Origin of the sequence: Streptomyces sp. WAC 04229 (genome assembly GCF_003947455.1) — a bacterium.
In the GTDB taxonomy this organism is placed as follows: domain Bacteria; phylum Actinomycetota; class Actinomycetes; order Streptomycetales; family Streptomycetaceae; genus Streptomyces.
Genome location: NZ_QHJH01000035.1, coordinates 1 through 12,573, shown reverse-complemented (window position 1 = coordinate 12,573; position 12,573 = coordinate 1). Strand labels below are relative to the sequence as shown.

Annotated in this window: 11 protein-coding genes and 1 pseudogene; 2 read left to right on the top strand and 10 right to left on the bottom strand. The window is 73.7% G+C overall.

What is annotated here, in order from left to right; all coding sequences use genetic code 11:
- The 9 genes from DMH12_RS12955 to hrcA form a co-directional block, all read right to left on the bottom strand.
- Complete coding sequence (locus DMH12_RS12955) at positions 1 to 999, bottom strand: adenosine deaminase (protein ID WP_185832289.1); 999 nt, start codon at positions 997 to 999, stop codon at positions 1 to 3.
- Between the two features lie 20 nt (positions 1,000 to 1,019).
- Positions 1,020 to 1,925 carry a ribonuclease Z gene (locus DMH12_RS12950; RefSeq protein WP_125491715.1) on the bottom strand — a complete coding sequence of 302 codons (906 nt, stop codon included), beginning with the start codon at positions 1,923 to 1,925 and terminating at the stop codon, positions 1,020 to 1,022.
- A gap of 6 nt (positions 1,926 to 1,931) precedes the next feature.
- Positions 1,932 to 2,285: a histidine triad nucleotide-binding protein gene (locus DMH12_RS12945; RefSeq protein WP_125491714.1), complete on the bottom strand. Its 354-nt coding sequence runs from the start codon at positions 2,283 to 2,285 to the stop codon at positions 1,932 to 1,934.
- Between the two features lie 74 nt (positions 2,286 to 2,359).
- Positions 2,360 to 5,575, bottom strand: coding sequence for a S41 family peptidase (locus DMH12_RS12940; protein ID WP_125491713.1), 3,216 nt, complete (start codon positions 5,573 to 5,575; stop codon positions 2,360 to 2,362).
- A gap of 72 nt (positions 5,576 to 5,647) precedes the next feature.
- Positions 5,648 to 6,163: a hypothetical protein gene (locus DMH12_RS12935; RefSeq protein ID WP_125491712.1), complete on the bottom strand. Its 516-nt coding sequence runs from the start codon at positions 6,161 to 6,163 to the stop codon at positions 5,648 to 5,650.
- 79 nt (positions 6,164 to 6,242) lie between these two features.
- On the bottom strand, positions 6,243 to 6,992 hold the full coding sequence (locus tag DMH12_RS12930; protein ID WP_125491711.1) for a 16S rRNA (uracil(1498)-N(3))-methyltransferase: 750 nt from the start codon (positions 6,990 to 6,992) through the stop codon (positions 6,243 to 6,245).
- The gene (locus DMH12_RS12925) at positions 6,989 to 8,074 is read right to left on the bottom strand and encodes a nitronate monooxygenase (RefSeq protein ID WP_122620163.1); all 1,086 of its coding nucleotides are present in this window, start codon (positions 8,072 to 8,074) and stop codon (positions 6,989 to 6,991) included. The genes DMH12_RS12930 and DMH12_RS12925 overlap by 4 nt, the downstream gene beginning before the upstream one ends.
- Before the next feature lie 258 nt (positions 8,075 to 8,332).
- Positions 8,333 to 9,466, bottom strand: coding sequence for a molecular chaperone DnaJ (gene dnaJ, locus DMH12_RS12920; protein WP_125491710.1), 1,134 nt, complete (start codon positions 9,464 to 9,466; stop codon positions 8,333 to 8,335).
- The gene (gene hrcA / locus DMH12_RS12915; protein WP_122620162.1) at positions 9,467 to 10,483 is read right to left on the bottom strand and encodes a heat-inducible transcriptional repressor HrcA; all 1,017 of its coding nucleotides are present in this window, start codon (positions 10,481 to 10,483) and stop codon (positions 9,467 to 9,469) included.
- Positions 10,484 to 10,654: 171 nt separating this feature from the next.
- On the opposite strand from hrcA, the gene DMH12_RS12910 reads away from it, so the two are divergent.
- Both DMH12_RS12910 and DMH12_RS12905 read left to right on the top strand, forming a co-directional pair.
- Positions 10,655 to 11,389 (top strand): MBL fold metallo-hydrolase, encoded by a 735-nt coding sequence (locus tag DMH12_RS12910; protein ID WP_125491709.1) that lies wholly within the window; start codon positions 10,655 to 10,657, stop codon positions 11,387 to 11,389.
- A 34-nt stretch (positions 11,390 to 11,423) separates the two neighbouring features.
- The gene (locus DMH12_RS12905; RefSeq protein ID WP_125491708.1) at positions 11,424 to 12,224 is read left to right on the top strand and encodes a DUF3097 domain-containing protein; all 801 of its coding nucleotides are present in this window, start codon (positions 11,424 to 11,426) and stop codon (positions 12,222 to 12,224) included.
- 127 nt (positions 12,225 to 12,351) lie between these two features.
- On the opposite strand, the pseudogene DMH12_RS12900 reads toward DMH12_RS12905, so the two are convergent.
- Positions 12,352 to 12,573, bottom strand: a pseudogene (locus tag DMH12_RS12900) (coproporphyrinogen III oxidase); the annotation flags it as partial.

The following is a 12,573-nucleotide window of genomic DNA, read 5'->3' as shown; positions in this document are numbered from 1 at the left end:
TCAGGCGGCCGGGAAGGTGTACGCCGCCACCTCGGCCAGACAGCGCGCCCGCAGTTCCTCGTCGTCCTCCAGGAAGGAGGCGAGGAAGGAGTTGCGGGCCAGCTCCCGCAGCCGCTCCTCGGTCAGGCCGAGGGCCAGGCGCACGGCGTCGAAGTTGTCGCCCGCGTAGCCGCCGAAGTAGGCCGGGTCGTCGGAGTTGACGGTGCACATGAGGCCCGCGTCGAGCATCGCCGGCAGGGGGTGGTCGGCGAGGGTGTCGACCGTGCGCAGCCGGACGTTGGACAGCGGGCACAGGGTCAGCGGGACGCGGTCGCGCACCAGCCGCGCCACCAGCTCCGGGTCCTCCATCGAGCGCAGGCCGTGGTCGACGCGCTCGACGCCCAGCACGTCCAGGGCCTCGGTGACGTACTCCGGCGGCCCCTCCTCGCCCGCGTGCGCGACCCGGCGCAGCCCGAGCGCGGCGGCGGCCTCGTACACCTCGCGGAACTTGACCGGCGGGTGGCCGACCTCGGCGGAGTCCAGGCCGACGCCGGTGATGCGGTCGAGGTACGGCTTGGCCCCGTCCAGGGTCCGCATCGCCGACTCGGCGGACTCGTCGCGCAGGAAGCACATGATCAGCCGGGTGGAGACCCCGTGCCGCTCCCGGCTGCGGCCCAGCGCCCGCCACAGCCCCTCCACGACCGTGCCCATCTCCACGCCCCGGGCGAGGTGGGCCTGCGGGTCGAAGAAGATCTCCGCGTGCCGGACGCCCTGCGCGGCGGCACGGGCGAGGTAGGCGTCCGCGAGGTCCTCGAAGTCCCGCTCGGTGCGCAGGACGGTCATCAGTTCGTAGTACAGGTTGAGGAAGGACTGGAGGTCCTCGAACCGGTACGCCTCGCGCAGCGCGTCCTCGTCGACGTACGGCAGGGGCACGCTGTTGCGGGCGGCCAGCTCGAAGGCCAGCTCCGGCTCCAGGGTGCCTTCGATGTGGAGGTGCAGTTCAGCTTTGGGCAGGGACATCAGAGCATCGTACGGCGGTTTCACCGACGTTTCGGAACGGGGATCCGGGTGAGGTCGCGGGCCACGGTCAGCTCGCCCGCGAACCCGGCGGCCCGCGCCTGCCGCTCGAACTCCTCGGGCTCTGAGTAGCGCTGGCTGAAGTGGGTCAGCACCAGGTGCCGTACCCCCGCGTCCCGGGCGACCCGCGCGGCCTGGCCGGCGGTGAGGTGGCCGTGGTCGGTGGCGAGCGTCTCGTCCTCGTCGAGGAAGGTGGACTCGATGACCAGCAGGTCGCAGCCCTCGGCGAGGGTGTGCACCCCCGGGCAGAGCCGGGTGTCCATGACGAAGGCGAACCGCTGGCCGCGGCGGACCTCGCTGACCTCGTCGAGCGGGACGCCGTTCAGCGAGCCCTCCCGCTGGAGGCGGCCGACGTCGGGGCCCGTGATGCCGTGCGCGGCCAGGCGGTCGGGGAGCATGCGGCGGCCGTCGGGCTCGGTGAGGCGGTAGCCGTAGGACTCGACGGGGTGGGACAGCTTGTGGGCGTCCAGGGTGTAGGCGGGGGTGACCGCCAGCGGCCCGTCCGTGTCCACCGGCGACTCGGTGAGCGCGACCGTCTCGCGGTACGCGGTGGCGTACCGCAGGCGTTCGAAGAAGCGGCGTCCGGAGCGCGGGTAGTGGGCGGTGATCTCGTGCGGGACCTGGTCGAGGTTGACGCGCTGGATGACACCGGCCAGGCCCAGGCTGTGGTCGCCGTGGAAGTGGGTGACGCAGATCCGGTTCAGGTCGTGGGCGGCGACCCCGGCGCGGAGCATCTGGCGCTGCGTGCCCTCGCCGGGGTCGAACAGGATGCCCTCGCCGTCCCAGCGCAGCAGGTACCCGTTGTGGTTGCGGTGCCGGGTCGGGACCTGGCTGGCGGTGCCGAGGACGACCAGTTCACGTACGGACATCGTGGGCTATCCGGGGGGCCATTCGAGGCCGCGGCCGCCGAGGACGTGGGCGTGCGCGTGCCAGACGGTCTGGCCGGCGCCGGTGCCGGTGTTGAAGATGGTCCGGTAGCTGTCCAGTTTCTCCTGGTCGGCGACGGCCTGTGTCTCGCGCAGGACGTCCGCGGCGAGGTCCGGGGCACCGGCGGCGAGCGCGGCGGCGTCGCGGTGGTGCGCCTTGGGGATCACCAGGACGTGGGTGGGGGCCTGGGGGTTTATGTCGCGGAAGGCGACGGTGGTGTCCGTCTCGCGGACGATCGTCGCGGGGATCTGGCCTGCGACGATCTTGCAGAACAGGCAGTCGTCCTGGGGCTCGCCCGCCATGGGGCCTCCTCACGCCGGAAAGGGAGCACCGGGTCACCGGTGATCTTCTGCGGGCATCGTATCGACCGGGTGCGTCAGTCGGTCCCCGGTGGCTCGGGCAGCACCGGCGGGGTCTTCGCCGGGGTCTCCTCCAGGGCGGCCAGCGCCAGCCCGATCGCCTCGTCCAGTTGCGGGTCGCGGCCCGCCGCGTGGTCCTGGGGGCGCTGCCAGACCTCCACGTCCGGGTCGACGCCGTGGTTCTCCACGCCCCAACCGTAACCCTCCAGCCAGAAGGCGTACTTGGGCTGGGTGATCAGGGTGCCGTCGACCAGGCGGTAGCGGCTGTCGATGCCGATGACGCCGCCCCAGGTGCGGGTGCCGACGACGGGGCCGATGCCGAGTGCCTTGATGGCGGCGTTGACGATGTCGCCGTCGGAGCCGGAGAACTCGTTGGCGACGGCGACGACCGGGCCGCGGGGCGCGTCCAGCGGGTAGCTGGAGGGGCGCATCCCGCGGGGCAGGTCCCAGCCGACGATGCGCCGGGCCAGCTTCTCCACGACCAGCTGGGAGGTGTGCCCGCCGCGGTTCTCGCGGACGTCGACGACCAGGCCCTCGCGGGCCACCTCGACCCGCAGGTCGCGGTGGATCTGGGCCCAGCCGGGCGCCTGCATGTCGGGGACGTGCAGGTAGCCGAGCCGGCCGCCGGACTTCTCGTGGACGTAGGCGCGGCGGTCGGCGACCCAGGCGTGGTAGCGCAGCGGCTCCTCGTCGGAGAGGGGGACGACGACGGCGTGCCGCAGTTCGCCGCCGCCGGACGGGGAGATGGTCAGCTCGACGGCCTTGCCCGCCGTGCCGACCAGCAGCGGACCGGGTCCGGTGACCCGGTCCACGGGCTGTCCGGCGACCGCGACGACCGCGTCCCCCGCGCGCACGGCGACGCCGGGCGCGGCGAGCGGCGAGCGGGCGTCGGGGTCGGAGGTCTCCGAGGGAAGGACGCGGTCGATGCGCCAGGTGCCGTCCTCGTGCCGGGAGAGGTCGGCGCCGAGCAGGCCCTGCCGGGCACCGGAGCCGTGGCCGCCACGCGGGGTGACGTAGGCGTGCGAGGTGCCGAGTTCGCCCTGCACCTCCCAGAGGAGGTCGACCAGGTCGTCGTGGGTGGCGAGGCGGTCCAGGACGGGCCGGTAGCGGTCGAGGACGCCGTCCCAGTCGACGCCGTTCATGTCGGCCCGCCAGAAGTGGTCCCGCATGATGCGGCCGGTCTCGTCGAACATCTGGCGCCACTCGGCGGCCGGTTCGACGGTCTGCCGCACCCGGCCCAGGTCGACACTGATGTTGGTGTCGCTGTCCTCGTCGCCGGAGGCCCGCCGGTCGCTGGGCACGACCTTGAGCCGCCCGTCGGTCCACAGCAGCACCCGCTTGCCGTCGCCGCTGACCTCGAAGTGGTCGGCGTCGCCCGCGAGATGCTCGACGCGCTGCTGGGCGAGGTCGTACCGCTCCAGCTCGGTGTTCGGGTCGGGGGCGTCCGGGGTGGCGCGGGAGGCACCGAGGACGCCGGTGAGCGGGTGGCGCAGCCACAGGACGCCGTCCTTGGCGGCGCGCAGCCCGGAGTAGCGGGCGGCCTCGACCGGGAAGGGCACGATGCGGTCGGCGAGGCCCTCGATGTCGATCCGGGTGGTCGGGGTGCCCTCGCTGTCGGGGGTCTCCTCCCGGTCCGGGGTCTCGAAGGGCCGGCCGTGGCGCTGCGGGCCGAAGGGCGAGGGGGTGGTCGCGGCGAGCGTGATCAGGTACGGCCGGGCGCCCTCGACGAAGGCCAGGTCGAAGACGTGCTCGTCGTAGACGGGGTCGAAGGAGCGGGTGGAGAGGAAGGCGAGGTGCTTGCCGTCCAGGGTGAAGGCGGGCGCGTAGTCCTTGAAGCGCAGCGGCGTCGCCTCGCTCACCGACAGGTCGGTGGTGTTGGCGAGCTTGAGCTGGCGCAGCGGGTCGGGGCCGGGGTGGGACCAGGCGAGCCAGGCGGAGTCGGGCGAGAAGACGAGCCCGGACGCGTCGCCGTCCTCGCTGCGGTCGACCTCGCGGACCTCGCCGCTCTCCCGCTCGACCAGCAGCACCCGCCCGTCGTGCGAGGCGACGGCGGCCCGGCTGCCGTCGGGGGCCATGGCGAGGTGCAGCACCCGGCCGAGCTGTCCGGCGGCCAGGCGACGGGCGGTGGCGCCGGGCGCGAGTCCGGTGGCGGGCGCGAACTCCAGGGCGTCGTCGCCCTCGGCGTCCGTCACCCACACCACCCACTCCTCGCCCTCGACGCGGAAGGTGCGGGGCAGCCGGGTGCGGACCCCGGGCGTCGCCGCGAGCGCGCGGGCGGGTCCGGCGCGGTGGGTGACCCAGTGGACGCCGCCGCGTACGGCGACGGCGCTGCCGCGTGCCGTGTGGTCGGGGGAGGCCGAGCCGAACCAGCGGGCGGCGTTGAGCGGGTAGGACTGGAGGTCGACGCGGGCACCGCCGAGCCGGATGTCCAGCCGGCGGGGCTCGGCACCGTCGAGGTCGTCCAGCGTCCACAGCTCACCGGCGCTGGAGTAGACGACTCGGGTGCCGTCGGTCGCCGCGTGCCGGGCGTAGAAGCCGTCGAGGGGGGTGTGACGGCGCAGGTCGGAGCCGTCGGCGAGGGAGGAGTAGACGGCTCCGGTGCCTTCGTGGTCGGAGAGGAAGGCGATCCGGTCGCCGACCCAGAAGGGGTACTCGATGTTGCCGTCGAGGCCGTCGTGCAGGCGGACGAACTCGCCGTCGTCCTCGCGGTCGATCCACAACTTGCCCGCCGTACCGCCCCGGTAGCGCTTCCACCAGGCGGCCTCGCGGCCCATCGGCGCGGACAGCAGCACGGTGTGCGGTCCGACCGCGACGTCGCCGACGGGGCCGTACGGCAGGGTGGCGGCCGGTCCGCCGTCGAGCGGGACGGCGCGGGCCCAGCTGCGGCGCAGGCTGGCCTGTCCGTAGGTGCTGAGGGCGAGGACCTCGCCGCCCGGGGTCCAGCCGCGCACCTGGGTCCTGATGCTGCCCCAGTGGGTGAGGCGCTCGGCGCGGCCGCCGTCGACGGGCGCGACGTGCACCTCGGGGGCGCCGTCCCGGGTGGAGGTCCAGGCGACGGTGGTGCCGTCGGGCGAGATGCGCGGGTGGTTCACCGGCACGTTGTCGGCGCTGACCCGCCAGGCCCGGCCGCCGTCGAGCGGGGCGAGCCACACGTCGTCCTCGGCGGTGAAGGCGACCAACTCGCCGTGCGGGTGCGGAAAGCGGAGGTAGGCAGGCGCTGCGGGCTGTGTCACCCCCTCACCCTATGCAGCGGCGCGGTCCGCCGACAGAGGTTTGGATCACTTGCCGGTCGCCGGCCCGGCGGACTACTTGCCCTCGACCGGGCGGCAGTGCGGGTCGTCGGGGCACCAGATGGTCCGGGTGACGGTCACGGTGGGCCCGGGCTGCTGCTGGGAGGGGCGGTTCGCGGGCGGGGCGCTGGTGGCGTCGCAGTTGCCCAGCCCCTTGACCCGGAACCACTCCTTGCCGTCCACCGCGGCCTTGAGGTCGCCGCGCACACAGGCGCCGTTGACGACGCGGGTCACCTTGCCGTCGACGGTGATCTTCTTGCCGTCGTCGGTCTCCCCGTCGCAGTCGACGGAGGCGACGGTCGCCTCGCCCGCCGACGCGGTGGAGCCGTCGCCCTCGGTGTTCGCGGTGCAGGTGAGCCACCGCACGTCGGCCTTCTGCCGCTCCAGTTCACGCGTCATGGTCCGGTCGGTCGTGTACGCCACGGTCGCGGAACTGAGCCCGCCCGGTTCGCACGCGACGACACCTCCGACGGCGACGACCGCGCCGACGGCCGCCGGAGCCACACGCCATATCCGCCTCAATGCCCCCATGGAGGGCAGCCTCCCACCGGTCCGGGGCGGGCGGTAGGGGGCATACGGCCACGGTGGCGACAGGCCGCCGGTTGCTGTGTCAGGACCAGCGGCCGGTGCGGGTCAGCAGGGCGGCGGTCGCCGCGGTGCCCGCGGTGGAGGTGCGCAGGACGCTGCGTCCCAGGCGGTAGGGCCGGGCACCGGCCTCGGCGAAGAGGGCCAACTCCTCCGGCGAGACGCCGCCTTCGGGGCCGACCACCAGCACGATGTCGCCGGAGGCGGGGAGTTCGGCGGCGGCCAGTGGTTCGTCGCCGCTCTCGTGGAGTACGGCGGCGAAGTCGGCGGTGGCCAGAAGTGAGGCAACCTGCTTGCCGGTCGCCGCGTCCGCGACGTCGGGGAAGCGGACCCGGCGGGACTGCTTGCCGGCCTCGCGGGCCGTCGCGCGCCACTTGCCGAGCGCCTTCTGCCCTCGCTCGCCCTTCCACTGCGTGATGCAGCGGGACGCCGCCCAGGGCACGATCGCGTCGACGCCGACCTCGGTCATCGTCTCCACGGCCAGCTCGCCCCGGTCGCCCTTCGGCAGGGCCTGGACGACGGTGATCCGGGGCTGCTCCGGCGTTTCCTCGTGGACCGTCTCCAGGTCCGTGACGACCAGCCGGTCCTTGCCCTCGGCGGCCTTCACCACGCCCTCGGCCCAGTGTCCGCGGCCGTCGGTGAGGACGACGTCCTCGCCGGGCCGCAGCCGCTTCACGGAGACGGCGTGCCGTCCCTCGGGGCCGTCGAGGACGTACTCCCCCGCCGTCAGGTCCGCCGGGCCGAGGGAGTCGACCACGAACACCGGTGCCGTCATCGCCCCGCGCCTCCCGTCGCGTAGTGCGACAACGCTGTCCCGGCGGCGGCGAGTTCGGCCACCAGGACCTCCACCAGCTGTCCGGCGGGCAGCTCGCGGGCCATCCGGTGGCCCTGCCCGGCCCAGAGCGCCATGCCCTGCGCGTCGCCCGCCTTGGCCGCCGCTTTGCGCAGCGGGGCGGTGAGGTGGTGCACGTCCGGGTAGGCGGCGGGGGCGTAGGGGCCGTGCTCGCGCAGGAAGCGGTTGACCAGGCCGCGGGCGGGGCGGCCGGAGAAGGCGCGGGTCAGTTCGGTGCGCACGAACAGGGGGTTGGTCAGCGCCTGCTTGTGCAGGTCGTGCGCGCCGGACTCGGGGGTGGCGAGGAAGGCGGTGCCCAGCTGGGCCGCGCTCGCGCCGGCCGCGAGAACCGAGGCGATCTGACCGCCGCGCATGATGCCGCCGGCGGCGACGATGGGCAGGCTCACCGCCTCCCGGACCTGGGCGACCAGCGACAGCAGTCCGGTGCCGGCGCCGCCGGTCTCCGGGTTGTCCCGGTGGGTGCCCTGGTGGCCGCCCGCCTCGGCGCCCTGCGCGATCACCGCGTCGGCGCCGGACCGCTCCACGGCGCGGGCCTCGTCCGCGGTGGTCGCCGCGACCAGGGCGAAGGTGCCGACGCGGTGCAGGGAGTCGACGACCTCGGTGCTCGGGACACCGAAGTGGAAGGAGACCACCGGCACGGGGTTGTCCAGCAGCACCGCGAGCTTGGTGTCGTAGCCGTCGTCCCGGCCGCTGTCGGGGTCGCCGAGTTCTGTCTCGTACCAGGCGGCCTCGCCGGCCAGCTGGTGGGCGTACACGCCGACGGCTGCCGGGTCGGGGGTCTCCGGGTGCGGCATGAAGAGGTTGACGCCGAAGGGGCGTGCGGTCAGCCCCCGCAGCTCCTTGATCTCCTGGTACATCCCGTCCGCGGTCTTGTACCCGGCGGCCAGGAATCCCAGCCCGCCCGCCTCGCAGACCGCCGCGGCGAGCCGCGGCACGGAGACGCCGCCCGCCATCGGCGCCTGCACGATCGGGTAGGGGAAGAGATCGGTCAGTGCGGAGGACATGACCGCATGTTGTCACGTCCTCCGAACAAGTCCGAATCCGGGCTTCCGTCGGCATACGCCAGGAGCATCCGCATCCCGACCGGCCGACGGCCGCCCGCCTCAGCCCCCGTTGAACGCGTCCTTCAGCCGCGAGAACAGCCCCTGCCGACCGGGCTGACTGCGTCTGCCCGGGGGCGACCCCCGGACCCCCGGCAGCCTCCCGGCACCCCGCGATCAGGCCGCACGGGCAGACCCCTCGGCGCCCGAGGAGCCACCGCCTCAGCGCCCGTTGAACGCGTCCTTCAGCCGCGAGAACAGCCCCTGCTGACCGGGCTGGAACTGGCCCTGCGGCCGTTCCTCGCCGCGCAGGGCGGCCAGCTCGCGCAGGACGCGCTCCTGCTCGGGGTCGAGCTTGGTCGGGGTGGTGACCTCGACGTGCACGATGAGGTCGCCCCGGCCGCCGCCGCGCAGGTGGGTGACGCCCCGGCCGTGCAGCGGGACCGACTGGCCGGACTGGGTGCCCGGGCGGATGTCGATCTCCTCCATGCCGTCGAGCGTCTCCAGCGGCACCTTCGTGCCGAGGGCCGCCGCCGTCATCGGGATGGTGACGGTGCAGTGCAGGTCGTCGCCGCGGCGCTGGAAGGTGGAGTGCGGCAGCTCGTGGATCTCTACGTACAGGTCGCCGGCCGGGCCGCCGCCGGGGCCGACCTCGCCCTCGCCCGCGAGCTGGATCCGGGTGCCGTTGTCCACACCGGCCGGGATCTTCACGGTGAGGGTGCGCCGGGAGCGGATGCGCCCGTCGCCCGCGCACTCGGGGCACGGGGTCGGGACCACGGTGCCGAAGCCCTGGCACTGCGGGCAGGGCCGCGAGGTCATGACCTGGCCCAGGAAGGACCGGGTGACCTGCGAGACCTCACCGCGACCGCGGCACATGTCGCACGTCTGGGCCGACGTGCCGGGCGCCGCGCCCTCGCCGTTGCAGGTGTTGCAGACCACGGCGGTGTCGACCTGGATGTCCTTGGTCGTGCCGAAGGCCGCCTCGTCCAGCTCGACCTCGATGCGGATCATCGCGTCCTGGCCGCGGCGGGTGCGCGAGCGCGGCCCGCGCTGCGACGCCGTACCGAAGAACGCGTCCATGATGTCCGAGAAGTTCCCGAAGCCACCCGCGCCGAAGCCGCCGGCCCCGCCGCCCGCCTGGGACATCGGGTCGCCGCCGAGGTCGTAGACCTGCTTCTTCTGCGGGTCCGACAACACCTCGTAGGCGGCGTTGATCTCCTTGAACCGCTCCTGGGTCTTCGGATCGGGGTTGACGTCCGGGTGCAGCTCGCGGGCGAGCCTCCGGAACGCCTTCTTGATCTCGTCCTGGGAAGCGTCGCGGCGCACGCCGAGTACGGCGTAGTAGTCCGTGGCCACCTACGACTCCGCCAGGATCTGTCCGACGTACCGTGCCACTGCGCGTACCGCTCCCATCGTTCCCGGGTAGTCCATGCGGGTCGGTCCGACCACGCCGAGCTTGGCAACCGCCTCGCCGCCCGAACCGTAGCCCACCGACACGACGGACGTGGAGTTGAGTCCCTCATGGGCGTTCTCATGACCGATCCGTACGGTCACGCCCGGATCCTTCGCCTCGCCGAGCAGCTTGAGGAGCACGACCTGCTCCTCGAGCGCCTCCAGCACCGGCCGGATCACCAGGGGGAAGTCGTGCCCGAAGCGGGTCAGATTGGCGGTGCCGCCGATCATCAACCGCTCCTCGTTCTCCTCGACCAGCGTCTCCAGGAGAGTGGAGAGCACGGTGGAGACCGTACCGCGGTCCTCGGCCTCGAAGGCATCCGGCAGTTCCTCGACCAGCCCCGGCACGTCGGTGAAACGACGGCCCGCGACCCGGCTGTTGAGGCGTGCGCGCAGATCCGCGAGGGACGCCTCGCCGAACGGCGCCGGGCAGTCGACCATCCGCTGCTCGACCCGGCCGGTGTCCGTGATCAGCACCAGCATCAGGCGCGCGGGCGCGAGGGCCAGCAACTCCACGTGCCGGACGGTCGAGCGGGTCAGCGAAGGGTACTGCACGACGGCGACCTGCCGGGTCAGCTGCGCGAGCAGCCGCACCGTACGGGCCACCACGTCGTCGAGGTCGACGGCGCCCTCCAGGAAGTTCTGGATGGCGCGCCGCTCGGGCGCGGTCATGGGCTTGACGCCGGCCAGCTTGTCGACGAACAGGCGGTAGCCCTTGTCGGTCGGGATGCGCCCGGCGCTGGTGTGCGGCTGCGCGATGAAGCCCTCGTCCTCCAGGGCCGCCATGTCGTTGCGCACGGTGGCCGGCGAGACGCCGAGGTTGTGCCGCTCGGTGAGGGCCTTGGACCCGACCGGCTCCTCGGTGCCGACGTAGTCCTGGACGATGGCGCGCAGTACCTGGAGCCTGCGTTCACTGAGCATCCGCGCACACCTCCAGAAGTCGTCGTCCGCTGCCCTGCCGGTCCGTCCTGGCACTCACGGCGCGCGAGTGCCAGACTTCCCCGGCCCAGTGTACGGCCGTGGGGTACGCCCCCGGCAAGGCCGGGGCCACGCCGACGTGCGGCGGGACCGTGTGGCGATAGCGTCGTGGCCGTGACGGTGACTTGGGAAGACCTGGGATGGGAGCGGGTGGCGGCCGGGGTGGGCCGGTGCCGGCTGCCGGGCTGGGACTGCACGGCGGGGCTGGTCCTCGGCACGGACGCGGTGCTGGTGATCGACGCGGGATCGAGCCTGGGCGAGGGCGCCCGGTTGCGCGCGGGGGCGCAACGGCTGGCCGGGCACCGTGTGACGCATCTCGCGCTGACCCACCCGCACTTCGACCACGTCCTCGGCGCCGCGGCGTTCGCGGGCGCGGAGGTCTACGGCGCGGTGGGCACCGACGCGGTGTTCGCGCCGGGCGGACACGGGCGGGAGGCGCTGCGCGCGGACGCGGTGGCGGAGGGGCTGGACGAGCGGCTGGCGGAGGAGGCGGTCGACGCGCTGGTCCGCGTCCCGCACGAGGTCTGCGGCGAGCGGACGCTCGACCTGGGCGGCGGGCGGCAGGTCCTGCTCGCCAACGTGGGCCCGGGGCACACCGGCCACGACCTCGCGGTGCTGGTGCCGGGCGACCCGGAGGTGGTGTTCTGCGGCGACCTGGTCGAGGAGTCCGGCGAACCGCAGGCCGGCCCCGACGCCGTGCCGTCGCACTGGCCCGCGGCGCTGGACCGGCTGCTCGACCTGGGCGGCGCGGACGCGCGGTACGTCCCCGGTCACGGAGCGGTGGTGGACGCGGCGTTCGTCCGGGCCCAACGGGATGCGCTGGCCGCGCGTTTCGGCGTGTCGCACTGATCACGAACGGCGGATTCCTCGTATCGTCGGCAGAATGCGCCAGTACTCCGCCGACCTGACCCCTCCGTGGAAGAAGTCGCAGCCCGTGCCCGAGGTACCCGCCGACCCCGGCCTGGTGGTCGAGGAGCCCGGCACCGGGTTCTGCGGCGCGGTGATCGGCTGCGAGGCGGGCACGGTGACGCTGGAGGACCGCTTCGGCAAGCACCGGGTGTTCCCGATGGAGCCGCGCGGCTTCCTGCTGGAGGGGCGCGTGGTGACGCTGGTGCGGCCCGCGTCCGGCCCGGTGCGCCCCTCCCGTACGGCGTCCGGTTCGGTCGCCGTCCCCGGCGCACGCGCCCGGGTGGCGCGCGCCGGGCGCATCTACGTCGAGGGGCGGCACGACGCCGAGCTGGTCGAGAAGGTCTGGGGCGACGACCTGCGCGTCGAGGGCGTCGTCGTGGAGTACCTGGGCGGCGTGGACGACCTGCCGTCGATCGTCGCGGAGTTCGCCCCGGGGCCGGACGCGCGGCTGGGCGTCCTGGTGGACCATCTGGTGCCGGGTTCGAAGGAGTCCCGCATCGCGGAGGCGGTGACGGGCGAGCACGCCCTGGTCGTCGGCCATCCCTACATCGACGTCTGGGAGGCGGTGAAGCCGTCGTCCGTGGGGATCGACGCCTGGCCGCGGGTGCCGCGCGGGCAGGACTGGAAGACGGGCGTGTGCCGGGCCCTGGGCTGGCCCGCCGACAACACCGGGGCGGTGTGGCAGGCGATCCTGGCCCGGGTCGGCTCGTACAAGGACCTGGAGCCGGAGCTGCTGGGCCGGGTGGAGGAACTGATCGACTTCGTGACCGCGTGAGTCACTTCTTTCAGCCCCTCCGGCTTGTCCGGCTGCATTTCAGCCCCTCGGCGTGTGAGGAGCGGGGGTCCGGGGGCGGAGCCCCCGGGACCGGACGGTCAGGGGCGGCGGGGGCGAAACAGGCTGGTCAGTCCACCAGATCCCGCACCACCGCATCCGCCAGCAGCCGTCCACGCAGCGTGAGCACCGCGCGCCCCTCCGCGTACGGCCCCTCGTGAAGCAGTCCGTCGGACAGCGCACGCCTCGACGCCGCGAGCCCCGCCTCCCGCAGCAGCGACAGCGGCACCCCCTCCCGCAGCCGCAGCTCCAGCAGGACGCGCTCCACACGCCGGTCCTCGTCCGTGAGGAC